Genomic DNA, 25,770 nt, shown 5'->3' with positions numbered 1-25,770 from the left:
CCGCTCGCGGTGTCGGGGCCGGAGGCGGGCCGACGGCTGGCAGGATGCGGCGCCATGCAGCTAGTACGACAAAACGAAAAATCAGCCATGAAGCGGCACAGGTCGGGCGTCGTCGTGCTGGCGGCCCTGCTGGCCGCCGCCGTCGCCTCCGGATGCGCGGCGGAGGCGGGCGGCAGCGGCACGGGAGCTCCCGGCGGGCCCGCGAAACCCGCCGCCGGCCAGCAGGGCGAGGCGGCCCCACAGGCCGGGCCCGCCCGCGCCCTCGACACGTACGCGGAGACGCTCAGGAAGAAGCAGGCCGCACGGGCCGTCGCCGCGAAGAAGTGGGGGCTCGCCAAGACCCCGCTCGCGGCCCCCGAGCCGCCGAAGGTGAAGCCGGTCATCACCACCCGCAAGGGCTTCGAGGTCCGCGACGACAAGGGGCTGCCGCCCGTCTTCACCACCGTCCCCACCAAGGAGAAGATCGTCTTCCTGACGATGGACGACGGGGCGGAGAAGGACCCCGAGCTGCTGCGGATGATGACCGAACTCGACATCCCGTACAGCGCGTTCCTCAGCGACTACGTCACCAACGACGACTACGGCTACTTCAAGAAGATGCAGCAGCGCGGGGTGACCATCAGCAACCACACCCTCAACCACCGCTATCTGCCCGGCCTCTCCTACGCCGAGCAGAAGCGGGAGATCTGCGGCCAGCAGGAGAAGATCCTCAAGCACTACGGGAAGCGGCCCACCCTCTTCCGTCCGCCCTACGGCAACTACAACCGCGACACCCTCGTCGTCGCCAAGTCCTGCGGGATCACCGCCGTACCCCTGTGGTCCTCCGAGGCCTTCCCCGACCACATGGAGTGGCGCGAGTGGGACCGGGACCTGCACCCCGGCGACATCGTCCTCACCCACTTCCGGGGCAAGGAGGACTGGAAGGGCTCGATGCCCGACATGATCCGCCGGGTCATGAAGACCATCACGGACAAGGGGTACGCGGTGGCGAAGCTGGAGGACTACGTCTGACCCGAGCCCTTCCCCGCACCCCGGCCCCGAATGCGCGCTCAGCCTCCGCTGCGCGCGCATTCGTCGTTACCGCCGCTGCGGCAGGGCGGGGAGTTCCAGGTGGGGGCCGGTTCCGGAGGCTTCCGGCCGCTTCCCTGGGCGGCGGACGCCAGGACCGCCACGCCCAGCGCCATCGCGACGACCACCTGCGTCCCGCCGGACCAGTGCCACCCGCGCAGCGCCATGGAGCCCCGATCGCGACGGCGCGAGGGTGGTGAATTGGCACTCCGCTTGACCGAGTGCTAATCGCGGCCATAGTCTCGGGTCTGGCACTCCCCCCTGGAGAGTGCCAGCACCACCATTGCGCGACAGGGCAGGTCCGGCACCCGCGACGACGGATCGGTCTGGTCGCCGCCCACAGACTGTTAAACCCCGTGAGATCTCCGAAGGGGGAGACCGGATCGTGTCGACCACCAGCTCCAAGGTTGCGATCAAGCCGCTCGAGGACCGCATTGTGGTCCAGCCGCTCGACGCCGAGCAGACCACGGCTTCCGGCCTGGTCATTCCGGACACCGCGAAGGAGAAGCCCCAGGAGGGCGTCGTCCTCGCCGTGGGCCCGGGCCGCTTCGAGAACGGCGAGCGGCTTCCGCTCGACGTCAAGACCGGCGACGTCGTCCTGTACAGCAAGTACGGCGGCACCGAGGTGAAGTACAACGGCGAGGAGTACCTCGTCCTCTCGGCCCGCGACGTCCTCGCGATCGTCGAGAAGTAATTCACCCACGTTTGCTTGTGTTCTGCGCCCCTGGCCCCCTGCGAAATAACTAGCCGGGCGGCGAGGGGCGCAGTTCATTTTGAGAGGGATACAGCCCATGGCGAAGATTCTGAAGTTCGACGAGGACGCCCGTCGCGCCCTTGAGCGCGGCGTCAACAAGCTTGCCGACACGGTCAAGGTGACGATCGGCCCCAAGGGCCGCAACGTCGTCATCGACAAGAAGTTCGGCGCTCCCACCATCACCAACGACGGCGTCACCATCGCACGCGAGGTCGAGCTCGACGACCCGTACGAGAACCTCGGCGCCCAGCTCGTCAAGGAGGTGGCGACCAAGACCAACGACGTAGCGGGTGACGGCACCACCACCGCGACCGTCCTGGCCCAGGCGCTCGTCCGCGAGGGTCTGCGCAACGTCGCCGCCGGCGCCTCCCCGGCCGCCCTGAAGAAGGGCATCGACGCCGCCGTCAAGGCCGTGTCCGAGGAGCTCCTCTCCACGGCCCGCCCGATCGACGACAAGTCCGACATCGCCGCCGTGGCCGCGCTCTCCGCGCAGGACACCCAGGTCGGCGAGCTCATCGCGGACGCGATGGACAAGGTCGGCAAGGACGGTGTCATCACCGTCGAGGAGTCCAACACCTTCGGTCTGGACCTGGAGTTCACCGAGGGCATGGCCTTCGACAAGGGCTACCTGTCCCCGTACATGGTGTCCGACCAGGAGCGTATGGAGGCCGTCCTCGACGACCCGTACATCCTGATCCACCAGGGCAAGATCGGCTCCATCCAGGAGCTGCTGCCGCTCCTGGAGAAGGTCATCCAGGCCGGCGCCTCCAAGCCGCTCCTGATCATCGCCGAGGACGTCGAGGGCGAGGCGCTCTCCACCCTCGTCGTCAACAAGATCCGCGGCACCTTCAACGCCGTCGCGGTGAAGGCCCCGGGCTTCGGCGACCGCCGCAAGGCCATGCTCGGTGACATCGCCACCCTCACCGGTGCGACCGTCATCGCCGAGGAGGTCGGCCTCAAGCTCGACGGCGCCGGTCTCGACGTGCTGGGCACCGCCCGCCGCGTCACCGTCTCCAAGGACGACACGACCATCGTCGACGGCGGGGGCAACTCCGAGGATGTCAAGGGCCGCGTCAACCAGATCAAGGCCGAGATCGAGGCCACGGACTCCGACTGGGACCGCGAGAAGCTCCAGGAGCGCCTCGCGAAGCTGGCCGGCGGCGTGTGCGTCATCCGTGTCGGCGCCGCCACCGAGGTGGAGCTCAAGGAGAAGAAGCACCGCCTCGAGGACGCCATCTCGGCGACCCGCGCCGCTGTCGAGGAGGGCATCGTCTCCGGCGGTGGCTCCGCCCTCGTCCACGCGGTGAAGGTCCTGGAGGGCAACCTCGGCAAGACCGGCGACGAGGCCACCGGTGTCGCGGTCGTCCGCCGCGCCGCCGTCGAGCCGCTGCGCTGGATCGCCGAGAACGCCGGCCTGGAGGGTTACGTCATCACCTCCAAGGTCTCCGAGCTCGACAAGGGCCAGGGCTTCAACGCCGCCACCGGCGAGTACGGCGACCTGGTCAAGGCCGGCGTCATCGACCCGGTCAAGGTCACCCGCTCCGCCCTGGAGAACGCCGCGTCCATCGCGTCGCTGCTGCTCACGACCGAGACCCTGGTCGTCGAGAAGCCGGCCGAGGAAGAGGCCGACGCCGGTCACGGCGGCCACGGCCACTCCCACTAGTACGGCCCCGTACCTTCCGGTACGGCCGAGGCCCGGCACCCCCGTCGCGGGGGCGCCGGGCCTCGGTGCGTTCCGGCTAGGCCATGCGCGCCAGGTCCTCCGGCGTCACCGGATCCGCGAACGGCAGCCCGCTCGCGTACCGCGCCACCTCGTCCAGCGCGAAGTCCGCCATCCGGTGGATCTCGTCGCCCAGCGAACCCGCCACATGCGGCGTCAGCAGCACGTTCGGCAGGTCGTACAGCGGCGAGGAGGCGGGCGGCACCTCCGGTTCCGTCACATCGAGCACCGCGTTCAGCCGCCCCGACACCAGCTCGGGCAGCAGCGCGTCGCCGTCGATCAGCGAACCCCGCGAGGTGTTGATCAGCGTCGCCCCGTCCGCCATCGCCGCCAGCTGCGCCGCACCGATCAGGTGCCGGGTCGCGGGCAGTTCGGGCGCGTGGACGGAGACGATCCGGCTGCGGGCGCACAGCTCGTCCAGGCCCGCCTTCTCCGCGCCCAGCCGGGCCGCCGTGCCCGCGTCCACGTACGGGTCGAAGAGCAGCACGTCCAGATCGAACGGGCGCAGCAGCTCGATCACCCGACGGCCGATCCGCGAAGCGCCCACGATGCCCACGCACCGCCGGTAGTTGCCGTGCCCCGCCAGCTCCGCCCGCCAGTCGTGCGGGGCGCGCAGCTCCCGGTAGCGGCGGGCCGCGGACAGCACGTTCTTGCCCGCCTGGAGGATCGCGGCCAGCGTGTACTCCGCGACCGGCAGCGCGTTCGCCCCGGCCGCCGAGGTGACCCGCAGACCGCGCTGCCAGCAGGCCGGGGTGATGTGGTGCTTGACGCTCCCGGCCGCGTGCACCACGGCGCGCAGCCGGGGGGCGGCGGCCAGGACGTCGGCGGTGAGCGGGGGCGCGCCCCAGCAGGTGATGAGCAGCTCCGCCCCGGCCAGCGCGGCGGCGACCTCGGGCGCCGGGTCGGTCAGCCGGTGGGCGACCAGACCGGGGTCGGTGTCCACGAGCGCGGTGAGCCGCGCCCGCTGCCGGTCGCCGAACAGCTGCTCCGCTATGCCCGGGCCCATGGCCAGGAGGGCGGTGGGGGCGGCGGCGGGAAGGGTCATTTGACGCTCCCCGCGGTCAGACCGGCCTTCCAGTGCCGCTGGAGCATGACGAAGGCGATGATCAGCGGGGTGACGGCCAGGAGGGAGCCGGTGACGACCATCGGGTAGAAGGCCGGGTCGGCGTTGGCGTTGCTGTGCCAGTTGTAGAGGCCCAGGCTCAGCGGATAGAGGTCCTTGTCCGAGAGCATCACCAGCGGGAGGAAGAAGTTGTTCCAGATCGCGGTGAACTGGAAGAGGAACACGGTCACGAACCCCGGCATCACCATCCGCAGGCCGACCGACCAGAAGGTGCGCAGCTCACCGGCCCCGTCGATCCGGGAGGCCTCCAGGACCTCGTCGGGTATGTAGCCCGCGCTGAAGATCCGGGACAGATACACGCCGAACGGGTTGACCAGTGCCGGGATCAGCACCGCCCAGTAGGTGTTGACGGTGCCGGTCTCGACCGCCAGCAGATACAGCGGCAGGGAGAGGGCCGTGGAGGGCAGCAGCACGCCCAGCAGCACCAGGGCGAACAGCTTCTCCTTGCCCCGGAAGCGGTATTTGTCGAAGGCGTACCCGGCGGCGACGCTGACCAGCGAGCAGCCGAGCGCCCCGACGCCCGCGTACAGCAGCGAGTTGCCGTACCACCGGAAGTAGATGCCGTCCTGGTAGGACGTCAGCTCCGAGAGATTGTGTCCGAGGTCGAAGCCCTCGAAGGAGAAGACGTCGCCGCCCAGCAGGTTCCCGGCGTCCTTGGTGGCCGCCGTCAGCAGCCAGATCAGCGGGAACAGCGTGTACACGGCGGCGATCAGCAGGACGACGTTGACCGCGGTCTTCGACAGCCATCGGCTGGAGGTCATCGGTGTGCCTCCTTCCTGCGGTTGGCGAAGCGCGTGACGACGAAGGACAGTGCGGCGGCGACCAGGGCGATCAGGACGGACGCGGCGGCGGCCAGGCCGTAGTCGTTGCGTTCGAAGGCGGCGCTGTACGCGTACATGTTCGGGGTCCAGGTGCTGGTCACCGCCGAGCCCGAGCCGCGGCTGAGGATCAGCGGCTCGGTGAACAGCTGGAGCGAACCGATGATCGTGAAGAGCAGGACCATCACCAGCGACGAGCGGATCAGGGGGAGTTTGATCGAGAAGGCGATCCGCCAGTTCCCCGCGCCGTCGACGGTCGCCGCCTCCAGCAGCGAGCGGTCCACGGCCTGGAGAGCGGCGTAGAAGATCACCACGTTGTAGCCGAGCCACTGCCACAGCGCGATGTTGACGATGGAGGGGAGCGTGCCCTCGGAGGAGAAGAAGTCGAAGCCGAAGCCGCCGGCCTCCATGGCGGCCACGACCGGGCTGAGCTGCGGTGTGTAGAGGTAGATCCAGATCAGTGCGGCGATCAGGCCGGGGATGGCGTGCGGCAGGAACAGCGCCAGCTGGAAGAAGCGGCGGGCGCGGGCCAGCGCGGTGTCCAGCAGCAGCGCCAGCACTATCGCGCCGCCGCCCATCAGCGGGATGTAGAACGCGCAGTAGCCGAGCAGCACCCAGAAGCCGTCGCGGAACGCCTGGTCGCCCAGGGCCGTCGCGTAGTTGCCGAGCCCGTCGAAGACGGTACGGGGACCGTCGAAGCCCAGGCCGGACTGCTTCTCGGTGAAGAGGCTGAGCCAGAGCGCGTAGCCGACCGGGACGATCATCGCCACGGTGAACAGGGCGAAGAAGGGGGTGAGCAGGGTGCCCGCCGCCAGCCGGGTGCGGGCCTTGGTGCTGAGCACGGTCGACGGGCGGGCGGCGCGGGCGGTGTCCCGGGCCGATCGGGCGGTGTCCGGGGGAGGTCCGGTGCGCGTGCCCGGCACGCCGCCGCCGCGGCGGTCGGTGTCGTTGCCGCTCATGAGCCCTCCTCCACCCTCAGGCCGCGCTTCCGCAGGTCGGCGACGGTGGCCTCGTGGGCCCTCCTGATCGCGCGCGGCAGCGTCGAGCCGCCGCCGACGACCTCGCCCAGCTCGTCGCCCAGCGCGGAGTTGGTCGCCCCGGGGCTCGGGCCCCACACCCAGTCGGGCCCGATGGACCTGCCCGCCTCCTCGAACAGCCCGTACAGGTCCTGACCGCCGTAGAAGCTCGTGTCGAACGCCTTCTTCGCGATCGGCACCATGGCCGGGGAGGCGGGCAGGGCGCTCGATGTGCTCGCCCCGATCCGGGCGTTGATCGCGTCCTCGTGCGTCGACATCCACAGCGCGAACTCGACGGCGGCCGCCGTCCTGGTGCTGCCCTTGCTGACGGCGAACGTGGAACCGCCGATCATCCCGCTGGCCGGCCGGCCCGCCTCCTGGCTCGGCAGCCGTACCGCCGCCCACTTGCCCTTCTGCTCGGGCACGATGCCCGCGAGCACGCCCGCGCTCCAGGACGCCCCGAGGTAGCCGACGGTGGTGCCCTGCTTGAGGGAGCCGGTCCACTCGGGGCTGAACGAGGAGGCGGTGGAGACGAGCCGGTCGTCGATCAGGCCCTGCCAGTACGCGGCGGTGCGCTCGGAGGCGGGGTCGGTGGTGTCGATCCGCCAGGCGTCCGTCCCGGCCCGGAACCACTGCGCGCCCGCCTGCCACGCCATGGCCTGGAAGAACGTCGGGTCGTCGGGGAAGAACGTGGCGATCCTGGTCTTCGGCGCGGCCTTCTTGACCTGCTCCGCCGCGCCCCGGAAGTCGTCCCAGGTGGCGGGCGGTTCGATGGAGTGCTCGGTGAAGAAGTCCTTGCGGTAGTAGAAGATCTGCGGCGCTGCGTCGAAGGGGACGGCCCAGTTCTTGCCGCCGAGCGTCGTCATCTCGACTGTCTGCGGCAGGAACTTCTTCTTGACGTCCTCGGTCAGATAGGGGCTGATGTCCTGGAGCGATCCCTGGCTGACGAACGCGGACAGCTGCGGATACTCGATGGAGAGCAGATCGGGCGCGATGCCCGCCTTCACCGCGTTGGCGATCTTGGGGTAGCCGCCGAGACCGCCCGAGGGTATCTCCTCGAACGTCACCTGGATCGTGTCGTGGGTGGCGTTGAACGCGTCCACGACCTCCTGGGACCCCTTCGTCCATGCCCAGAAGGACACGGTCACCGGATCGTCTGCGGTACCTCGGGCGCGGGAGTCGTCGGCGCCGCCGCACGCCGTGACAACGGCGAGAGCGGTGGCGGCGCCGACCAGCGCATGGACGGGACGGGACCAACTGCGGCTCACGGCATGGCTCCTGTACGAGCTGGTCGGCCGGAAGTTCCGGCCGTGCCGCGATATTTCGATTCCGCCTGAGCGAAGTCAAGAGCGAAAGATTGAATGATCGAATAATGATCGAACGGGAAGGGGGTGAATCCTGCTCAGATCACGGAAACCGGACAGCTCACACGTCGGCTCCGGCGGCCGGCTCCGGCGTCGGCCGCCCACAGGAGCCCCGTACCCGCAACGCCGGCAGCAGTGCCACCTGTCGCCGCGGCGAAGGCCCGTCCCCGCCCGGATACCGGGGCCCGGACAGCCGCTCCACCAGCAGCTCCGCCGCACCGCGCCCCACCTCCCGCTTGGGCGGGGCCACCGCGCTCAGCGGGGTGTCGGCGAGCGCCGCCACCTCGTCGTCGTACGTGATCAGCGCCAGGTCCCCGGGAACCCGCACCCCCAGCTCGGCCAGCCGGCGCACCAACCGGATGGCCTCCTCGTCGTTGTGGACCAGCACCGAGCTCGCCCGCCCCTCGCGCACCGCGGACCGCACCGCCTGCGCCGACCGCTCGAAGAGCGCCGGATCGCGGTCGGCGGAGACCGTCGCGATCAGCGGTTCCGTCCCGGCGAGGCCCAGCGCGGCCAGCGCCCGCGTGAACCCGGCGCGTACCGCCAGGGCCGTCGGGCTGTCCGAACGGGCCACCAGCATCGGCGTCCCGTGCCCCAGGCGCACCAAGTGCCGCACGGCGAGCAGCACCCCGTGCGCATGGTCCGAGCCCACCCGGTCCAGGCCCTCCAGTGGGCTGCCGGGCGCGCCCTTCCGCTCCACCAGCACCTTCTCGCCCGGCAGCCGGGCTATCCACTCGCCGTACCGCTCGGGGTGGTCCGGCTCCGTCCAGCTCGGCGCCAGCAGCAGCCCCTGCGCCCCGGCCGCCAGCAGCCCGGCGGCGTGCGCCGCGTCGTCCTCGGGGCGGTAGTCGGTGACCCGCAGGATCAGCCGCGCGCCGAGCCGGGCGGCCGCCTCGTGGGCGCCCCGGATCACCTCGGCGAAGTAGTAGGCGGCGGCCGGGGCCAGCATCCCGATCACCGGGCCGCCGCCCGCCGGCGTACCGGCCGGACCCCGGTCGGCGGGCCAGGACACCGAACCGTGCGCCCGCTCCAGCAGCCCTCGCGAGGCCAGCGCCTCGACATCGCGCCGGGCGGTGACCGTGGCGACGCCGAGCCGGTCCGCCAGATCGGAGACCCGTACGGTGCCGCGCTCGCGCACCAGGTTCAGCAGCCGGTCATGACGTTCAGCAGCACCTTCGCGCACGGAGACAGCCCCCTGGAGCAGAATGATCGAACCCTGAGCAGTGGGCGATCATTCGATCACAGGGCGGCCGGACGCGGGAGGGGCGGAGCACCTCGCGTACCGCGTACCGAGGCGGACAGACCGCGTACCGAAGCGGCGAAGCGGACAGACCGCGTACCGAAGCGGACAGACCGCCTACTGCGGGCCGTACTTGCGCCCCGTCCGCGAGGTGACCCCGCCGAGCAGCCCCCGCGGGGCCACCTTGACCAGCCCCATCAGCGCCTTGTAGCGCGGGTCCGGGATCGACACCGTCTTCCCCCGGGCCAGATCCGCCAGCGCCGAGGCCACCAGCTTGTCGGCGTCGAGCCACATCCAGTTCGGGATGTTGTCCGTGCCCATCCCGGCCCGCTCGTGGAACTCCGTCCGCACGAACCCGGGGCACAGCACCATCAGCCGCACCCCCGACCCTGCCAGATCCCGCGCCGCGCCCTGGGTGAACTGCACGACCCACGACTTGGACGCCCCGTACGTACCGCGCGGCACGAACGCCGCGACGGACGCCACGTTGACGACCCCGCCCCGGCCCCGCTCCTTCATCCCGGCGACGGCCGCCGAGGTCAGCCGCAGCACCGCCTCGCAGTGCACCTTCAGCATCGTCAGCTCATCGGCCATGGACACCTCCAGGAAGCGCCCCTTGTTGCCGAACCCGGCGTTGTTGACCAGCAGATCGATCGGGTGCGTGCGCTCCGCGAGCCGCTTCTCGACCGCCTCGATCCCGCCGTCCGTGGACAGGTCGGCGCTCAGCACCTCGGCCTCGATGCCGTGCCGGTCGTGCAGTTCCGTGGCCTGCTCGCGCAGCCGTGCGGTGTCCCGCGCCACCAGCACCAGGTTGTGCCCCTGGGCCGCGAGCCGCCGCGCGAACGCGGCCCCGATACCCGCCGTCGCGCCCGTGATCAGTGCAGTCGTCATACGCGGCACGTTAGTGCCCCGCATGGTCCGGGACGACACCCGCCCGCTGCCCCTTCTCCACCACCACGAACTGGCCCATCATCCCGTCGTCCTCGTGGGACAGCAGATGGCAGTGGTACATGTACGGAGTGTCCGGATCGGACGGCCCGTCGAACCGCAGCGCGATCCGCACGGTCGAGCCCATCGGCACCGCCACCGTGTCCTTGCGCCCCCGCAGCGCCGGCTCCGGCCGCTTCCCGTCCACGTCCAGCACCCGGAACTGCACGTCGTGCACATGGAAGTTGTGGGTCATGTCGCCGCCGTTGCGCAGCGTCCAGATCTCCGTCGCCCCCCGGGTGACTGTCTCGTCGATCCGGTCCATCGCCATCGGCTGCCCGTTGATGCCGGACCTGCGCAGCTCGAAGTGGCGGCTGCGCACCGCGTCGTCGGCCTCCGGCAGCTCCAGCCCCTCGTCCACGGCCGACCGGGAGGGGACGGCGGGGGAGGGGCGCAGCCGTTCGGCCGCCCGCAGCTGGAGTACGTCGAAGGAGTCGTCGCCCCCGTCGAACCGCCGCTCCCAGCCGTCGCCGTCCCGCCACGGGTAGCTGCGCAGCACCGTCCGCTCGCCCGGCCGCATCGTCACGACGACCTCCGCCCGCTCACCCGGCGAGAGCTGCACCCGCTTCATCGCGGCGGGTGCCGCCAGCAGCCCGCCGTCCGTGCCCACCAGGTCGAAGGAACGGTCGTCGTCGAAGCCGAAGGTGTAGATGCGGGCCGTCGACGCGTTCAGCAGCCGCAGCCGTATGCGCTCGTCGCCCACCTCGGCGTACGGGTCGAGCGTGCCGTTGACCATGGTCCGCTCCCCGAGGAAGCCGGTGTTGGCCAGGAACCGGTGCCCATGGTCGAAGTCCGCCCCGTCGAAGCTCACGTCCTGCACCATCACCGGCAGATCGTCCACCCCGTACGTCTTCGGCAGCGCGAGCCGCCCGGAGCTCTCGTCGTCGAGCAGGAACATCCCCGCGAGCCCCCGCTGCACATGCCGCTCCGTCCCGCCGTGCGGATGCGGGTGGTACCAGAGCGTCGAGGCCGGCTGGTCGATCTTCCAGTGCGGGGTCCAGCTGCCGCCGGCCGCCACCATCTGGTGCGGTCCGCCGTCCATCGCGGCGGGCAGATGCATCCCGTGCCAGTGCACGCTCGACGCCTCGTCGAGCGTGTTGCGCACCCGGACCTTCACCCGCTCACCGCGCTTCGCCCGCAGCGTCGGGCCCAGATGGTCCCCGTTGAACCCCCAGGTCGGCGTCGCCACTCCGTCCCGGAACTCCGTGCTCCCCGCCCGCATCCGCAGATCGAAGACGCGTGTGCCGTCCTGGTCCACCGTCGAGGGCGCGAGCGGCGGCACCGCCAGCTCGTTGCCGAAGCGGACCTTGCCCACCGTGCTGATGTCGGCGCTCGTCCACAGCCACGCGAACGAGCCGCCCACCGCCGCGAGGAACACCCCCACCACCACACCGAGGGCGATGAACGCCCGCTTCCAACTCCGTCGTCCCCTGGTCTTCGCCATGCTCTTCAGCGTCTCGGGCGAAGCACCCGCCGGGCATGGGGCAGACCCCTGAACCGCCCCCGACCGAGCCCTTACGACGCGGCCGGGGGAGATCCCTCAGTACGGGTCAGGGTGAGGCGGCGAAGGACAGCATGCGGGCCTCGCGCACGGGCTTCTGGTTCTCGTCCCCGCTCATCTGCGTCGAGGTCAGGACGAGCCGACCGTCGACGTAGGCCGTGTGCCCCATGGACATCTCGTACTCCCACTTCGCGGTCGCCGCCGGGTGCTTCACGACGTTCGTCTCCGTGCCGGCGCCGCGCGGGCCCATCAGGAAGGTCCGGCCCGGGCTGCTCGGTCCGGCCGCCTCGTAGATGAGCATCGACGTGCCGCCCTCCGCGCGCAGGGGATAGAGCCTCCGGAACCGGTTGTCCTTGATCCCCCACAGGAACTTCCCGGTCTTCACGTCGTACGCGCCGACCTGGTCCTGGCCACCCAGCATGATGAGGCCCTTGTCGACCGAGGCGCCCCGGCAGGGCTGGATGTCACCGCCGGACCCGGTTCCGGCGCACTCCTCGAAGCCCTTGTCCCGGGCGTCGAAGGTGACGCGGTGCTTGCCCTTGGGGTCCAGGACCGTGATCCGCCAGTCGGACGCGGTGTCCTTGTCGTTGTAGATGGTGAAGACGACCGGATCCATGGAGATCAGACTGCCGAACCGCCAGCCGGTCTTCATCCGGTAACGCCACAGCACCTTGCCGGTGCCCGGGTCGAGTTCGCGCACCTGGCCGTAGTTCTTGCCACGCTCAACGGCGATCATGCATTCGGAGCTCACCAGCAGCCGGGCCGGGCCGCCCGCCACATCGTCGGGAACGCACTTGTCCTTGTTCTCCCGGGGGATCTCGTACAGCTTGCTCCCGTCGGCCATCCGGTAGGTGATGGCCACCATGCCCCGGGCGACGGACAGGACATCGCCGCTGATGGCGCTGTAGACGATGAACGTGCTCTCGTCACCGGGCTCGTCGAGCTTCTTGTGCCACCCCTGCTTCCCCGTCTTCAGATCGATCATCTGCATCTGGTTGCAGAGATTGCTCCGCTCGTTGTCGGGCCGCTCGTTCCGGAAGACCACGACCTTGCCGTCGGGCGTCGGGTTGGCCGGGGTCTCGCACACGGCGGAGGGGAGCGTCACGCTCCAGACCTCGGCGCCGTCCGAGAGCCGGTAGGCGGTGACCTTCCGGTGCAGCGCCTGGACGGCGGTGTCGCCGACGATCCACAGGTCGTGGACCTTGTTGATCTGCTTGGGGATATCGGCCTTGTCGTCGGCGATCCACGCCGACGACTCGCCGGGCTTCCGCGCGGCAGCGACCTCGTCCGTCGTCGGAATGTGGCTCAGCTCCGGGCCGCCCGCCCCGGGCGTACGGGACGGGGACGCCGAACCGGAGGGGCGGGGCGACTCCTTCGCCACCGGCTTCGCGGGATCGTCCCGTCCCCAGTCGGTGAGGCCGTACACCCCGCCAGCCACGAGCACGAGCACCAGCGCGACGACCGCGGCGACGACCGGCCCCCGGCCGAAGCGCCGTCGACGAGGTGGCGGCGGAGGAAGCGGTGTCGGCGGCCCGAACCCCTGTGGCCCGCCGCCCTCCGAGGCGTACGGGTTGCCGGGAACGGGCTGCTGCGGCCGGCCCGGGTCGTACCAGGGCTGCTGCGGGTCGGGCATGGTCTTCCCCCTGAGACGTGCCACGCGGCTCGAAAGCTGATTCTCGGACGCAAGGTCACTGGTGGTGGACGCGCCGGACGCCGGTCCAGTTCCTGCTCAACGCCGCAGAAAATCGCGAGGAGTGACGCTACGTCACGGAACCGGCGCGCCGCCCTCGTACGGGACCGTCCCGCCCGGCCCTCAGCCCTGCCGTGCCACGTACTCCCGTGCCTTGCGCAGCGCCTCGGGGTGCAGCGCCTCCCCGGCGGCCAGCAGGGAGGGCAGCAGGGTGCGTTCCGTCGTCGACGCCCGGAACTGCAGGGCGGCGGTGACCTCGTGGTCGGGCCGGTGCACGATCTCGATGGCGTCCCCGGCGCGGACCGTCCCCGGCTCGATCACCCGCAGATACGCGCCGGTCACGCCCTGCCGGGTGAACCGCCGGACCCACCCCTGCTCCCCGAGATGCTCGGCGAAGGTCCGGCACGGGATCCGCCCCGAGGTCACCTCCAGCACCAGGTCCGCCCCCACCCGCCAGCGCTCGCCGATCCGTGCACCGCTGACGTCGAGGCCCAGCGTCGTGAAGTTCTCGCCGAACATCCCGGCGGCCAGCTTCCGGCCGCCCAGCTCCCGCTCCCAGGCGTCCAGATCCTCCCGGGCGAAGGCGTACACCGCCTGGTCGCTGCCGCCGTGATGGCGCAGGTCGCACACCGTGTCACCGGCGAGTCCGCTGCCGCCGACGCCCTTGGGCCCGGGGTCGCGCACCTCCACGGGGCCCTCCACCGGGCGCTTGTCGATTCCGGAGAGGCCGCCCGGGCCGTCGGTCTGTGCGTTGGGCCGGGGACGGCCGATGTTCACGGTCAGCAGCTTCATACGGGCACGCTAACCGCCCCACCCTCAAAGGTGCTCGCCATTAATTCGCCCCGCCTCCAAGAATTTCTTATGCTGGAGAGGTGATCGAAGCTCGCCACCTCCGTGTCCTGCGCGCCGTGTCCACCACCGGCTCGTTCTCCGCCGCCGCCCGCGAACTCGGCTGCACCCAGCCCGCCGTCAGCCAGCAGATGAAGGCCCTGGAAGCCTCCGCCGGCACCACGCTGCTGATCCGCACCGGCCGCGAGATGCGCCTCACCCAGGCCGGCGAGGCGCTGGTGCGGCACGCCTCCGGCATCCTCGCGGGGCTGACCGCCGCCGAGGAGGAGGTGGCCGCCATCGCCGGACTGCGGGCCGGTCGGGTCCGGCTGGTCTCCTTCCCCAGCGGCAGCTCCACCCTGGTCCCGGGAGCGCTGGCCGCCCTGCGCGCCGAACACCCCGGGACCAGGGTGTCGCTCGTCGAGGCCGAGCCGCCGCGCTCGGTGGACCTGCTGCGCGGGGGCGACTGCGACATCGCGCTGGCGTTCCGTTACGGGGCGACCGGCGGCGAATGGGACGACCTGGTGGTCCGGCCGCTGCTCACCGACCGGCTGATCGGCCTGGTTCCGGACGGGCACCGGCTGGCCGGGGCGGCGAGCGTGTCCATCGGCGAGCTGGCCGAGGAGTCGTGGATCGCGGGCTGCCCGCGCTGCCGCCGACAGCTGGTCGAGGTCTGCGAGGAGTCCGGTTTCACCCCGCGCATCGACTTCGCCACCGACGACTACCCGGCGGTGATGGGCCTCGTCGGGGCGGGGCTCGGGGTGGCGGTGCTGCCGGAGCTGGCCGTCGAGTCGGTACGCCCCAAGGGGGCCAGGGCGGTGCCGGTCGAGCCCGCGATCGAGCGGGAGATCGTCGCCCTGACCCTGCCGGACCTGGCCCGGGTCCCGGCGGTGGCGGCCACTCTCGATCAGCTGGCGCGGACGGCCGCGCGCTGAGACCGCGCGGGGCCGCGGCGCCCGGCGGGCACCGCGGCCCCGCGGGCGGTGAGGGGCCCGGCCCCGCTGCGGCTGGTCGCGGGCCGGATGGCTGAAGGTCTCGAAGAAACGTTTCTGCGTTCAGCGGTGGCGTATGGGTGTCAGGTGGCGCCGGGGCCGTTGGCGGAGGCCCCGGAGGGCGCCGCGGTGATCAGCCGGGTTCTGGCCCGGCCCATCAGCTCTTCGCGCTCGTCCTCCGTCAGGCCGCCCCACACTCCGTAGGGCTCCCTGACGGCCAGGGCGTGCGCCGCGCACTCGGCCCGTACCGGGCAGCGCATGCACACCTCCTTGGCCGAGGTCTCGCGGGCGCTCCGGGCCGCGCCGCGCTCACCCTCCGGGTGGAAGAACAGGGAGCTGTCCACGCCTCGGCAGGCGGCGAGCAGCTGCCAGTCCCACAGGTCTGCGTTGGGTCCGGGAAGGCGGGAGAAATCTGCCATTGCTTGTCCCCTCGGAGCTGTGCTGCGTCGGAAGCGGCATCCTCGACCGTCTGTGATCGACGGCCTGCGGTGTTCGGACCGTCTGTGATCGGTGTGACCGAAGTCTCGACCGTACATCTACGGTGCTAGTAGATGTAAATATGACTGATTGCGAATCTAGCCACAGACACCCTCTAAAGGGAAGAAAAGCTGCCAAATAGGGCATGCCGGAGAGTGAAGATTCGGTTGACGGGTGAATCAACCGTGCCGTTCTCCTCCGTACACGGCCCTTCACGTAGAGTGCCGAACCCGGCCGCCCGACCCGTAACTCTTTCGAGTGACCGTCGTTAAGAGAACGGATGCGGTTGACGGATATCCGGCTCGGGCACATGTCCGAGGGGGTCAACCGCACAGGTGACGACTTGTACCAGCCTGGAGGCTCAAGGTGACGCGCATCAGCTGCGGAGGACGGTCATGACATCCGTCCTCGTCTGCGACGACTCCCCGCTTGCCCGAGAAGCGCTCCGTCGCGCGGTGGCCACCGTGCCCGGCGTCGAGCGCGTGACGACGGCGGCCAACGGCGAGGAAGTCCTCCGCCGCTGGGGTGCCGATCGTTCGGATCTGATTCTGATGGACGTACGCATGCCCGGTCTGGGAGGTGTGGAGACGGTCCGGCGACTGCTCTCCGCCGACCCCGGGGCCCGGATCATCATGCTGACCGTCGCCGAGGACCTGGACGGCGTCGCGCTCGCGGTCGCCGCCGGGGCCCGCGGCTATCTGCACAAGGACGCCTCGCGCGCCGAACTGCGGGCCACCGTCACCCAGGCGCTGGCCGACCCGACGTGGCGGCTCGCCCCGCGTCGGCTGCGGTCCGCCGAGATGGGGGCGGCCCCGACGCTCACCGCGCGGGAGATCCAGGTGCTCGAAGGCATGAGCCACGGTCGCTCCAACGCGGAGATCGGCCGTGAGCTGTTCCTCTCCGAGGACACCGTCAAGACCCACGCCCGGCGCCTGTTCAAGAAGCTCGGGGCCTCGGACCGCGCCCATGCGGTGGCCCTCGGATTCCGCTGGGGTCTGGTCCGCTGACGACCGGCCCGGGCCGCGCCCCGTCCGCAGACCGGCGGACGGGGTCACGGAGCGGGCCGCCGGCTCCACACCCCGTATCCGAGCGCCCGCCCAGCGGTGCCATGTGACGCTTCCCGGCCGATGACGCATCCTTGAGTCGTGGAGTTCCTCAGGAACGATTCGGTCGAGCGGAAGGGGAGGGCGCAGGACATGACATCCGGCGCACCCGCTCATAACGCTTCGGTGCACAACTCGGGACGCGATGGAGCGGACCGGACGGCATCAGGGCACCATGGTCCGATGCGCGACGACGAAACCACGGTGATCGGTGCCCTTGTGCACCGGGCCGTCGACGGCGACGCGCAGGCCACCCATGATCTGCTGGCCCATGTACACCCCCTCGCCCTGCGCTACTGCCGCTCCCGGCTGAACCGCCTTCCCGGTGATGCTCGCCACTTCGTGGAGGACCTGGCGCAGGAGGTCTGCGTCGCGGTGCTGATGGCGCTGCCGCGCTACAAGGACACCGGAAGGCCCTTCGAAGCCTTCGTCTTCGCGATCGCCGGCCACAAGGTCGCCGACCTCCAGCGCGCCGCGATGCGCCACCCCGGTTCGACCGCCGTCCCCTCCGACGAGATGCCGGAGCGGCCCGACGACTCCCTCGGCCCGGAGGAACGCGCCCTGCTCAGCAGCGATGCCGCCTGGGCCAAGAAGCTCCTCGCCAACCTCCCGGAGAACCAGCGCGAGCTGCTGGTCCTGCGGGTCGCGGTCGGGCTGACCGCGGAGGAGACCGGACAGATGCTCGGGATGTCGCCGGGTGCGGTCCGGGTCGCGCAGCACCGCGCGCTCAGCAGGCTCCGGGCGCTCGCGGAGCAGTAGAGACACCCGTTCCGACCCCCGCCGGGGGCTCTGTAGGAAGCTACAGAACGGCCAAGTGATCTTGATCGTGGAATGAGACACCCGTGGAGCCCGTTAGCATGGACATCCGCACCGATCAAGGCCATTTGGGGAAGGTGTCATGACTGCAAACGTCGACGGAGTGCCCGAGAAATTCGCGACGCTCGGGTTGACCTACGACGACGTGCTGCTGTTGCCCGGCGCGTCCGAGGTCCTGCCCAACGCGGTCGACACCTCGACCCTCATCTCGCGCAACGTCCGGGTGAACATCCCCCTGCTGTCGGCCGCCATGGACAAGGTGACCGAGGCCCGGATGGCGATCGCCATGGCCCGTCAGGGCGGCGTCGGCGTGCTGCACCGCAACCTCTCCATCGAGGACCAGGTGAACCAGGTCGACCTGGTCAAGCGGTCCGAGTCCGGCATGGTCACCGACCCGATCACCGTGCACCCCGACGCCACGCTCGGCGAGGCGGACGCGCTCTGTGCGAAGTTCCGCATCAGCGGTGTGCCGGTCACCGACGCCGCGGGCAAGCTGCTCGGCATCGTCACCAACCGCGACATGGCCTTCGAGTCGGACCGTACGCGCCAGGTGCGCGAGGTCATGACGCCGATGCCGCTCGTCACCGGCAAGGTCGGCATCTCCGGCGTCGAGGCCATGGAGCTGCTGCGCCGCCACAAGATCGAGAAGCTGCCGCTGGTCGACGAGGCGGGCCTCCTCAAGGGCCTCATCACGGTCAAGGACTTCAAGAAGGCCGAGCAGTACCCGAACGCCGCCAAGGACGCCGAGGGCCGGCTGCTCGTCGGCGCGGCCGTCGGCGCCAGCCCCGAGGCGCTGGAGCGCGCGCAGGCGCTCGCCTCCGCCGGGGTCGACTTCCTCATCGTCGACACCTCGCACGGGCACAACAGCAACGCCCTCGCCTGGATGGCGAAGATCAAGTCGAGCGTCGGCGTCGACGTCATCGGCGGCAACGTCGCCACCCGCGACGGCGCCCAGGCGCTCATCGACGCCGGGGTCGACGGCGTGAAGGTCGGCGTCGGACCCGGTTCGATCTGTACCACCCGCGTGGTCGCCGGCATCGGCGTCCCGCAGGTCACCGCGATCTACGAGGCCGCGCTCGCCGCCCGTGCCGCGGGCGTCCCGGTCATCGGCGACGGCGGCCTCCAGTACAGCGGCGACATCGGCAAGGCGCTCGCCGCGGGCGCGGACAGCGTGATGCTGGGCAGCCTGCTGGCGGGCTGCGAGGAGTCCCCGGGCGAGCTGATGTTCATCAACGGCAAGCAGTTCAAGTCGTACCGCGGCATGGGCTCGCTGGGCGCGATGCAGTCCCGCGGACAGGGCCGGTCGTACAGCAAGGACCGCTACTTCCAGGCCGAGGTCTCCTCGGACGACAAGCTCGTCCCCGAGGGCATCGAGGGCCAGGTGCCCTACCGCGGCCCGCTGGCCAACGTCCTCCACCAGCTCGTTGGCGGCCTCCGCCAGACCATGGGCTACGTCGGCGCCGCGTCCGTCGACCAGATGGAGAGCAAGGGCCGCTTCGTCCGGATCACCTCGGCGGGTCTCAAGGAGAGCCACCCGCACGACATCCAGATGACGGTGGAAGCACCGAACTACAGCAGGAAGTAACGCATCACCGCAGGTGAGGGGCGGACCGGAGTTCCCGGTACCGCCCCTCAGGCACGTGTCGGGGATACTGGTCAGCGCAGACGTAGAGGGAAAGGCCACACATCGTGACTGAGATCGAGATCGGGCGCGGCAAGCGCGGCCGCCGGGCTTACGCATTCGACGACATCGCTGTCGTTCCGAGCCGCCGCACCCGGGACCCGAAGGAGGTCTCGATCGCCTGGCAGATCGACGCCTACCGCTTCGAGCTGCCGTTCCTGGCCGCTCCCATGGACTCCGTGGTCTCCCCGCAGCACGCCATCCGGATCGGCGAGCTCGGCGGCCTGGGCGTGCTGAACCTGGAAGGCCTGTGGACCCGGCACGCCGACCCGCAGTCGCTGCTGGACGAGATCGCCGAGATGCCCGTCGAGTCCGCGACCCGCCGGCTCCAGGAGATCTACTCCGCCCCCATCCAGGAGGAGCTGATCGGGCAGCGCATCAAGGAGGTGCGCGACTCCGGTGTCGTCACCGCCGCCGCGCTCTCCCCGCAGCGCACCGCCCAGTTCTCCAAGGCGGTCGTCGACGCGGGCGTCGACATCTTCGTCATCCGCGGTACGACGGTCTCCGCCGAGCACGTCTCGGGCGCGGCCGAGCCGCTGAACCTGAAGCAGTTCATCTACGAGCTGGACGTCCCGGTCATCGTCGGCGGCTGCGCCACGTACACCGCCGCCCTGCATCTGATGCGGACCGGCGCGGCCGGTGTCCTCGTCGGCTTCGGCGGCGGCGCCGCGCACACCACGCGCAACGTCTTCGGCATCCAGGTCCCGATGGCCACCGCCGTCGCGGACGTCGCCGGGGCCCGCCGCGACTACATGGACGAGTCCGGCGGCCGGTACGTGCACGTCATCGCCGACGGCGGCGTCGGCTGGTCCGGCGACCTGCCGAAGGCCATCGCCTGCGGTGCGGACGCCGTGATGATGGGCTCCCCGCTGGCCCGCGCCACCGACGCGCCGGGCCGCGGCCGCCACTGGGGCATGGAGGCCGTCCACGAGGACGTGCCGCGCGGCAAGCTGGTCGACCTCGGCTCGGTCGGGACGACGGAGGAGGTCCTCACCGGTCCTTCGCACACCCCGGACGGTTCGATGAACATCTTCGGCGCCCTGCGCCGCGCGATGGCCACCACCGGCTACAGCGACCTCAAGGAGTTCCAGCGCGTCGAGGTGACGGTGGCGGACTCGCAGCACCGCCGCTGATCTCCCGTACGTACGGATACGGAAGGGCCCGGACCGCCATGGTCCGGGCCCTTCCGCGTGGTCCCGCCGGGTGTCAGCCGGCCTTCTTGGCGCCACCGACGGCGGCGACCGCGGCGAGGCCGAGGAAGAGGTAGGTCATGAAGTCGGCCTCCTGCGACCAGGCTTCCGTCACGGCGTCGAAGTGGTCGCCGATGACCTCGGAGAACGGGATCTGCGCCAGGTCGGAGAGCACCATCGAGATGCCGACGAGCTGGCCGAGGTAGACGGCGCCGATCGAGAAGACGGCCGAGGCGGCGATGACCGCCGGGTTGGAGCCGCCGACCTTGCTCGCGGCGAAGCCGACGAGGAAGCCGACGCCGACCGCCGCGTAGCCGACCTCGCGCTCGATGGAGCCCGCGATCACGCCGTACAGGATGCCCGCGACGAGCGCCGCGCCGAGCGCGACGAGCACGCCGAGCAGGACGTTGTTACGGGCCGGGGGCGCCGGGACGAAGGGCGCGCCGCCGCCGAACGGGGCGCTCTGGCCGGGCTGCTGGCCCGCGAACGGGTTGCCGGTCGGGGCCGGGGGCTGCTGGCCGTACGGGTTGCCGGTCGGCGCGGAGGGCTGCTGGCCGTAGGGGTTGCCGGTCGGTGCGGCGGGAGCGGGCTGGCCCGGCTGGCCGGCGTACGGGTTGCCCTCGACGGGCTGACCGCCGTAGGGCTGCTGAGGCTGGTTCGGCGGCTGCACGGGCTGACTCACGGTGGGGCTCCCCCTGGGGCGGCTGCGCACGAGTGTGCGTGGTGCGCACGTGTGTGCGCTCTGTGACGCCGCAGGGTAGCAGTACGCACCGGATTCGGTCACCGGCAATCTTTTTCGGCCTCCCGCACCGGCCTCAGAGCCGGTGCGCGGCCCCCGCCGGAGTCGCTCCCCGGGTGTCCAGGAGCAGTTGGGCCTTCACCGCGAGGCCCTGGAGGTCGTAGGTGCGGTGCTGCTGGAGCAGTACGGTCAGGTCGGCGGCGGCCGCCGCCTCGTACAGCGAGTCGGCGCGCGGGACGGGGCGTTCGCGTACCCGCCAGTCCAGGACGTGCGGGTCGTGGTAGCCGATCTGGGCGCCCATGTCCATCAGCCGGGTGGCGATCTCGCGGGCGGGGGCGGCCTCCTGGTCGGCGCTGTCCGGCTTGTAGGTGACACCGAGCAGCAGGACGCGCGCGCCCCGGACGGACTTGCCGTGCTCGTTCAGCAGGGTGGCGCAGCGCTGGATGACGTAACTGGGCATCCGGTCGTTGATCTCCTGCGCCAGCGAGACCATGCGCAGCGGGTGCCCGGGGGTGCGGGTGCTGTAGGGCAGGCAGCCCGGGTCCACCGGGACGCCGTGGCCGCCGACGCCGGGGCCCGGGCGGAAGGGCTGGAAGCCGAACGGCTTGGTCTCGGCGCACCGGATGACGTCCCAGAGGTCGACGCCGAGGTCGTGGCAGAGCACCGCCATCTCGTTGACCAGCGCGATGTTGACGTGCCGGAAGTTGGTCTCCAGCACCTTCGTCATCTCCGCCTCGCGCGGTCCGCGGGCCCGGACGACCTTGTCGGTGAGCCGTCCGTAGAAGGCGGCGGCCGACTCGGTGCAGGCGGGGGTGAGGCCGCCGATGACCTTGGGGGTGGAGGCGTAGGTGTGGGTGCGGTTGCCGGGGTCGAGCCGGCTCGGCGAGCAGGCGAGGTGGAAGTCGCGTCCGGCGACCAGCCCGGAGCCCTCTTCGAGCAGCGGCCGCAGGAAGGTCTCGGTGGTGCCGGGCGGTACGGCGGACTCCAGCAGCACGGTGGTGTGCGGGCGCAGCCGGGCGGCCAGGGCGCGGGCGGCGTCGCCGAGGGCGGTGAGGTCGATGGTGCGGTCGGGGCCGAGGGGGGTGGGGGAGCAGATCACGGCGGTACGGACCCGGCCCAGCTCGGTGGCGTCGGTGGTGGGCCGGAAGCCGCCGGAGAGCATCCGGCGGATCTCGGACGCGGTGAGGGTGCCCTCGACGGGGCTGCGGCCCGCTCTGAGCTCCGCGTAGGGGCGTGGGTCGGGGTCGTAGCCGACGGTGTCGATTCCGGCGGTGACGGCGGCCTGGGCGAGGGGCAGGCCGAGGTGACCGAGTCCGATGACGGCGAGGTCTGCGGGCATACAGGAAGACCCCCTAAGTGCGGAGAGCGAAGATCGCAACTGCTGTGGACAGCGCAATGTCAGACTAGGCGTAAATATGACCTATATGTCGCATTGCGTGGCTCCGGACGCCCGGGTGTTGTCCACAGGCGGTGGCTGAACTCGAGGAGCGCGGACAGAATCGAGGGGTGGACACGGGCGGCCGGCCCCTCGGCCGGGTGGCACTCCCGTGTCCGACCACCCCGATCCACCGGGAGGCAGCAGTGAGGACAGCGACACTGGGACCCGCCGAGCGCACCGTCGCGCTCGCCGCCATGGCCGAGCGCGAACTGGACGTGCTGGTCGTGGGGGCGGGCGTGGTCGGCGCGGGCACGGCGCTGGACGCCGCCACCAGAGGCCTCTCGACCGGCCTGGTCGAGGCGCGCGACTGGGCGTCCGGCACATCGAGCAGGTCGAGCAAGCTGATCCACGGCGGCCTGCGCTATCTGGAGATGCTCGACTTCGCCCTGGTCCGGGAAGCGCTCAAGGAGCGCGGTCTGCTCCTGGAGCGGCTCGCCCCGCATCTGGTGAAGCCCGTGCCCTTCCTCTACCCCTTGCAGCACAAGGGCTGGGAGCGGCTGTACGCCGGGTCCGGCGTCGCGCTGTACGACGCGATGTCGGTCTCCTCCGGCCACGGCCGGGGCCTCCCCGTCCACCGCCACCTCTCCCGCAAGCACGCCCTGCGGGTCGCCCCCGCGCTGAAGAAGGACGCCCTGGTCGGCGCCCTCCAGTACTACGACGCCCAGATGGACGACGCCCGCTTCGTCACCGACCTGGTGCGCACCGCCGCGTCCTACGGCGCCCATGTGGCGAACCAGGCCCGTGTCGTCGGCTTCCTCCGCGAGGGCGAACGCGTCGTGGGCGCGCTCGTACGGGACGTCGAGAGCGGCGATGAGTACGAGGTCCGGGCCAAGCAGGTGGTCAACGCGACCGGCGTGTGGACCGACGACACCCAGGGCCTCATCGGCGAGCGCGGACAGTTCCACGTCCGGGCCTCCAAGGGCATCCACCTGGTCGTCCCCAAGGACCGCATCCACTCCTCGACCGGCCTCATCCTGCGCACCGAGAAGTCCGTCCTCTTCGTGATCCCCTGGGGCCGGCACTGGATCATCGGCACCACGGACACCGACTGGGACCTGGACAAGGCCCACCCGGCGGCCTCCAGCGCCGATATCGACTATCTCCTCCAGCACGTCAACTCCGTCCTGAACACCCCGCTGACCAGGGACGACGTCCAGGGCGTCTACGCCGGACTGCGCCCGCTGCTGGCCGGCGAGTCGGACGCCACCAGCAAGCTGTCGCGCGAGCACACGGTGGCCCACCCGGCCCCCGGCCTGGTCGTCGTGGCGGGCGGCAAGTACACGACGTACCGGGTCATGGCCAAGGACGCGGTCGACGAGGCGGTGCACGGGCTCGACCAGCGGGTCGCCGCCTGCGTCACCGAGGACACCCCGCTGCTGGGGGCCGAGGGGTACAAGGCCCTGTGGAACGCGCGCGCCCGGATCGCGGCCCGGACCGGGCTCCATGTCGCCCGGGTGGAGCATCTGCTCAACCGGTACGGCTCAATGACGGAAGAAATTCTGGAGCTGATCCTCGCCGACCCGGTCCTGGGCGAACCGCTGCCCGCCGCCGACGACTATCTGCGCGCCGAGGTCGTCTACGCGGCCTCCCACGAGGGCGCCCGCCATCTGGACGACGTGCTGACCCGGCGCACCCGGATCTCCATCGAGACCTTCGACCGGGGCACCCGCAGCGCCCGGCTCTGCGCGGAGCTGATGGCGCCGGTGCTGGGCTGGGACGAGGGGCGGATCGACCGGGAGGTCGAGCACTACGAGAAGCGGGTGGAGGCCGAGCGCGAATCGCAGCGCCAGCCCGACGACCTCACGGCGGACGCGGCCCGGCTCGGCGCACCGGACATCGTGCCCATCTAGGAGATACCTTCCTCGGTGACCGGCAGACCCTGAAACCACGGCACCGCCCGCCGCCCCCGGGCCAGTTGGGCTCCTTCGGCCCGGGGAGCGGCGGGGGGCCGCCCGGCCCGGCCTGGACGGGGAGGCCGGGTTGGTAGGAGGCTGTGGGGGCATCCCTCTTCGGGCCCCAGGGCCGACCCCGGACCCGGCACCAGGACCGGTCCCGGGGTGAGGGACAATGAACGCTCTGCCAGGGCGGGTTGATCGCAGAGGGGACGCATGTCGGAGGCGGAGCAGTCACGGGAGCCCCAACGGGACAAGAACGGTCGGCTCCTCGCGGGGCGCTACCGGCTCGGTGAGGTGCTCGGCCGAGGCGGCATGGGTACGGTCTGGCGCGCCGACGACGAGACGCTCGGCCGCACGGTCGCGGTCAAGGAGCTGCGGTTCCCCTCGGCGATCGACGAGGACGAGAAGCGCCGGCTGATCACGCGCACCCTGCGTGAGGCCAAGGCGATCGCACGGATCCGCAACAACAGCGCGGTGACCGTCTACGACGTGGTCGACGAGGACGACCGCCCGTGGATCGTCATGGAGCTGATCGAGGGCAAGTCGCTCGCCGAGGCGATCCGCGAGGACGGCACGCTGACGCCCCGGCGGGCCGCCGAGGTCGGGCTCGCCATCCTCGACGTGCTGCGCTCGGCGCACCGCGAGGGCATCCTGCACCGCGATGTGAAGCCGTCCAACGTGCTGATCTCCGAGGACGGGCGCGTCGTGCTCACCGACTTCGGCATCGCCCAGGTCGAGGGCGACCCGTCGGTCACCTCCACCGGCATGCTCGTCGGCGCCCCCTCGTACATCTCGCCGGAGCGGGCGCGCGGCCACAAGCCGGGCCCGCCCGCCGACCTGTGGTCGCTCGGCGGACTGCTGTACGCGAGCGTCGAGGGCTGCCCGCCGTACGACAAGGGCTCGGCCATCGCCACGCTCACGGCCGTGATGACCGAACCGCTCGACCCGCCCAAGAACGCCGGTCCGCTCACCGAGGTCATCTACGGGCTGCTCGCCCGCGACCCCGAGCAGCGCCTCGACGACGCCGGGGCGCGGGCGTTGCTCAACGACGTCATCAACGCCCCCGACGTTCCCGCGCCGGCCCCCGCCGACTCCACCCAGATCATGGCGCTGCCGCCGACGCCGGCCGTCGACCCTCTCGTCAAGAGGACGCCGAAGCCGCCCAAGGCCCCGAAGCCGCCGAAGCCGTCCTCCGGCTCGGGCGAGTCCGGCGAGGGCGCCCGCGACCGGCTGCGCGGAGCCCTGCGCTCCGTGCGCAACGCGAAGACCCCGGCCGTGGCGGCGGGCGCCGCGGCGGGCGCGGCCACGGCGTCGGCGAGCTCTCCGGCCG

Annotated in this window: 23 protein-coding genes; 10 read left to right on the top strand and 13 right to left on the bottom strand. The window is 71.1% G+C overall.

Features of this window, described 5'->3' with window-relative positions; translation table 11 throughout:
- Positions 1-87 precede the first annotated feature (87 nt).
- Positions 88-1,011: a polysaccharide deacetylase family protein gene (locus G3I54_RS16940; RefSeq protein WP_164615625.1), complete on the top strand. Its 924-nt coding sequence runs from the start codon at positions 88-90 to the stop codon at positions 1,009-1,011.
- A gap of 38 nt (positions 1,012-1,049) precedes the next feature.
- On the opposite strand, the gene G3I54_RS16935 is transcribed toward G3I54_RS16940, so the two are convergent.
- Positions 1,050-1,235, bottom strand: a complete 186-nt coding sequence (locus G3I54_RS16935) for a DUF6234 family protein (protein ID WP_164615592.1) — start codon at positions 1,233-1,235, stop codon at positions 1,050-1,052.
- Between the two features lie 218 nt (positions 1,236-1,453).
- Here G3I54_RS16935 and groES point away from each other — a divergent pair, with 218 nt between their 5' ends.
- Together groES and groL are read left to right on the top strand one after the other, a co-directional pair.
- Positions 1,454-1,762, top strand: a complete 309-nt coding sequence (gene groES / locus G3I54_RS16930) for a co-chaperone GroES (RefSeq protein ID WP_003966899.1) — start codon at positions 1,454-1,456, stop codon at positions 1,760-1,762.
- A gap of 97 nt (positions 1,763-1,859) precedes the next feature.
- Positions 1,860-3,485, top strand: coding sequence for a chaperonin GroEL (gene groL / locus G3I54_RS16925; RefSeq protein WP_164615623.1), 1,626 nt, complete (start codon positions 1,860-1,862; stop codon positions 3,483-3,485).
- Between the two features lie 76 nt (positions 3,486-3,561).
- On the opposite strand, the gene G3I54_RS16920 is transcribed toward groL, so the two are convergent.
- From G3I54_RS16920 to G3I54_RS16880, 9 genes are all read right to left on the bottom strand, one after another.
- Positions 3,562-4,587: a hydroxyacid dehydrogenase gene (locus tag G3I54_RS16920; RefSeq protein ID WP_164615621.1), complete on the bottom strand. Its 1,026-nt coding sequence runs from the start codon at positions 4,585-4,587 to the stop codon at positions 3,562-3,564.
- The gene (locus G3I54_RS16915) at positions 4,584-5,426 is read right to left on the bottom strand and encodes a carbohydrate ABC transporter permease (protein WP_164615620.1); all 843 of its coding nucleotides are present in this window, start codon (positions 5,424-5,426) and stop codon (positions 4,584-4,586) included. The genes G3I54_RS16920 and G3I54_RS16915 overlap by 4 nt, the downstream gene beginning before the upstream one ends.
- Positions 5,423-6,442 carry a sugar ABC transporter permease gene (locus tag G3I54_RS16910; RefSeq protein ID WP_164615617.1) on the bottom strand — a complete coding sequence of 340 codons (1,020 nt, stop codon included), beginning with the start codon at positions 6,440-6,442 and terminating at the stop codon, positions 5,423-5,425. The genes G3I54_RS16915 and G3I54_RS16910 overlap by 4 nt, the downstream gene beginning before the upstream one ends.
- A complete protein-coding gene (locus G3I54_RS16905) occupies positions 6,439-7,767 on the bottom strand; it encodes a sugar ABC transporter substrate-binding protein (RefSeq protein ID WP_164615615.1) in 1,329 nt (442 codons plus the stop codon). The genes G3I54_RS16910 and G3I54_RS16905 overlap by 4 nt, the downstream gene beginning before the upstream one ends.
- Before the next feature lie 157 nt (positions 7,768-7,924).
- Complete coding sequence (locus G3I54_RS16900) at positions 7,925-9,046, bottom strand: substrate-binding domain-containing protein (protein WP_164615613.1); 1,122 nt, start codon at positions 9,044-9,046, stop codon at positions 7,925-7,927.
- 174 nt (positions 9,047-9,220) lie between these two features.
- Positions 9,221-9,994 carry an SDR family oxidoreductase gene (locus tag G3I54_RS16895; RefSeq protein ID WP_164615612.1) on the bottom strand — a complete coding sequence of 258 codons (774 nt, stop codon included), beginning with the start codon at positions 9,992-9,994 and terminating at the stop codon, positions 9,221-9,223.
- A 10-nt stretch (positions 9,995-10,004) separates the two neighbouring features.
- Entirely contained in the window at positions 10,005-11,534 is a 1,530-nt protein-coding gene (locus G3I54_RS16890; protein ID WP_164615609.1) for a multicopper oxidase domain-containing protein, read from the bottom strand.
- 106 nt (positions 11,535-11,640) lie between these two features.
- Positions 11,641-13,224 (bottom strand): PQQ-binding-like beta-propeller repeat protein, encoded by a 1,584-nt coding sequence (locus G3I54_RS16885; RefSeq protein ID WP_164615607.1) that lies wholly within the window; start codon positions 13,222-13,224, stop codon positions 11,641-11,643.
- A 180-nt stretch (positions 13,225-13,404) separates the two neighbouring features.
- Entirely contained in the window at positions 13,405-14,073 is a 669-nt protein-coding gene (locus tag G3I54_RS16880) for an MOSC domain-containing protein (RefSeq protein ID WP_164615605.1), read from the bottom strand.
- An 80-nt stretch (positions 14,074-14,153) separates the two neighbouring features.
- Between G3I54_RS16880 and G3I54_RS16875 the strand changes: the two genes are divergently transcribed.
- Positions 14,154-15,044, top strand: a complete 891-nt coding sequence (locus G3I54_RS16875; RefSeq protein ID WP_164615603.1) for a LysR family transcriptional regulator — start codon at positions 14,154-14,156, stop codon at positions 15,042-15,044.
- Between the two features lie 140 nt (positions 15,045-15,184).
- Here the strand turns inward: G3I54_RS16875 and G3I54_RS16870 are convergent, their stop codons facing one another.
- The gene (locus G3I54_RS16870; protein ID WP_103536351.1) at positions 15,185-15,520 is read right to left on the bottom strand and encodes a WhiB family transcriptional regulator; all 336 of its coding nucleotides are present in this window, start codon (positions 15,518-15,520) and stop codon (positions 15,185-15,187) included.
- Positions 15,521-15,973: 453 nt separating this feature from the next.
- Here G3I54_RS16870 and G3I54_RS16865 point away from each other — a divergent pair, with 453 nt between their 5' ends.
- The 4 genes from G3I54_RS16865 (at position 15,974) to G3I54_RS16850 (ending at position 20,311) form a co-directional block, all read left to right on the top strand.
- On the top strand, positions 15,974-16,585 hold the full coding sequence (locus G3I54_RS16865) for a response regulator transcription factor (protein ID WP_003948568.1): 612 nt from the start codon (positions 15,974-15,976) through the stop codon (positions 16,583-16,585).
- A 279-nt stretch (positions 16,586-16,864) separates the two neighbouring features.
- Entirely contained in the window at positions 16,865-17,440 is a 576-nt protein-coding gene (locus G3I54_RS16860) for a sigma-70 family RNA polymerase sigma factor (RefSeq protein ID WP_030084428.1), read from the top strand.
- A 139-nt stretch (positions 17,441-17,579) separates the two neighbouring features.
- A complete protein-coding gene (gene guaB / locus G3I54_RS16855) occupies positions 17,580-19,082 on the top strand; it encodes an IMP dehydrogenase (RefSeq protein WP_030084431.1) in 1,503 nt (500 codons plus the stop codon).
- 104 nt (positions 19,083-19,186) lie between these two features.
- The gene (locus G3I54_RS16850; RefSeq protein ID WP_164615601.1) at positions 19,187-20,311 is read left to right on the top strand and encodes a GuaB3 family IMP dehydrogenase-related protein; all 1,125 of its coding nucleotides are present in this window, start codon (positions 19,187-19,189) and stop codon (positions 20,309-20,311) included.
- A 73-nt stretch (positions 20,312-20,384) separates the two neighbouring features.
- Here the strand turns inward: G3I54_RS16850 and G3I54_RS16845 are convergent, their stop codons facing one another.
- The gene (locus tag G3I54_RS16845) at positions 20,385-21,050 is read right to left on the bottom strand and encodes a hypothetical protein (RefSeq protein ID WP_343240352.1); all 666 of its coding nucleotides are present in this window, start codon (positions 21,048-21,050) and stop codon (positions 20,385-20,387) included.
- A gap of 133 nt (positions 21,051-21,183) precedes the next feature.
- Positions 21,184-22,446, bottom strand: a complete 1,263-nt coding sequence (locus G3I54_RS16840; RefSeq protein ID WP_164615599.1) for a nucleotide sugar dehydrogenase — start codon at positions 22,444-22,446, stop codon at positions 21,184-21,186.
- A 242-nt stretch (positions 22,447-22,688) separates the two neighbouring features.
- Between G3I54_RS16840 and G3I54_RS16835 the strand changes: the two genes are divergently transcribed.
- Positions 22,689-24,395, top strand: a complete 1,707-nt coding sequence (locus tag G3I54_RS16835; RefSeq protein WP_164615597.1) for a glycerol-3-phosphate dehydrogenase/oxidase — start codon at positions 22,689-22,691, stop codon at positions 24,393-24,395.
- 258 nt (positions 24,396-24,653) lie between these two features.
- Positions 24,654-25,770, top strand: a 1,117-nt coding sequence (locus G3I54_RS16830; RefSeq protein WP_164615595.1) for a serine/threonine-protein kinase, incomplete at its 3' end; no start/stop codon positions are given.

The organism is Streptomyces sp. SID14515, from assembly GCF_010548505.1.
In the GTDB taxonomy this organism is placed as follows: domain Bacteria; phylum Actinomycetota; class Actinomycetes; order Streptomycetales; family Streptomycetaceae; genus Streptomyces; species Streptomyces caviscabies.
The sequence above is the reverse complement of the archived record's forward strand: the minus strand, read 5'-3'. Positions and strand labels throughout refer to the sequence as shown.

Coding starts and splice junctions, on each gene's coding strand:
- groL (WP_164615623.1), top strand. CDS start 1,860: ATGGCGAAGATTCTGAAGTTCGACGAGGACGCCCGTCGCGCCCTTGAG.
- G3I54_RS16870 (WP_103536351.1), bottom strand. CDS start 15,520: ATGGCAGATTTCTCCCGCCTTCCCGGACCCAACGCAGACCTGTGGGAC.
- G3I54_RS16885 (WP_164615607.1), bottom strand. CDS start 13,224: ATGCCCGACCCGCAGCAGCCCTGGTACGACCCGGGCCGGCCGCAGCAG.
- G3I54_RS16840 (WP_164615599.1), bottom strand. CDS start 22,446: ATGCCCGCAGACCTCGCCGTCATCGGACTCGGTCACCTCGGCCTGCCC.
- G3I54_RS16860 (WP_030084428.1), top strand. CDS start 16,865: ATGCGCGACGACGAAACCACGGTGATCGGTGCCCTTGTGCACCGGGCC.
- G3I54_RS16920 (WP_164615621.1), bottom strand. CDS start 4,587: ATGACCCTTCCCGCCGCCGCCCCCACCGCCCTCCTGGCCATGGGCCCG.
- G3I54_RS16910 (WP_164615617.1), bottom strand. CDS start 6,442: ATGAGCGGCAACGACACCGACCGCCGCGGCGGCGGCGTGCCGGGCACG.
- G3I54_RS16880 (WP_164615605.1), bottom strand. CDS start 14,073: ATGAAGCTGCTGACCGTGAACATCGGCCGTCCCCGGCCCAACGCACAG.
- G3I54_RS16915 (WP_164615620.1), bottom strand. CDS start 5,426: ATGACCTCCAGCCGATGGCTGTCGAAGACCGCGGTCAACGTCGTCCTG.
- G3I54_RS16940 (WP_164615625.1), top strand. CDS start 88: ATGAAGCGGCACAGGTCGGGCGTCGTCGTGCTGGCGGCCCTGCTGGCC.
- guaB (WP_030084431.1), top strand. CDS start 17,580: ATGACTGCAAACGTCGACGGAGTGCCCGAGAAATTCGCGACGCTCGGG.
- G3I54_RS16890 (WP_164615609.1), bottom strand. CDS start 11,534: ATGGCGAAGACCAGGGGACGACGGAGTTGGAAGCGGGCGTTCATCGCC.
- G3I54_RS16935 (WP_164615592.1), bottom strand. CDS start 1,235: ATGGCGCTGCGCGGGTGGCACTGGTCCGGCGGGACGCAGGTGGTCGTC.
- G3I54_RS16865 (WP_003948568.1), top strand. CDS start 15,974: ATGACATCCGTCCTCGTCTGCGACGACTCCCCGCTTGCCCGAGAAGCG.
- G3I54_RS16895 (WP_164615612.1), bottom strand. CDS start 9,994: ATGACGACTGCACTGATCACGGGCGCGACGGCGGGTATCGGGGCCGCG.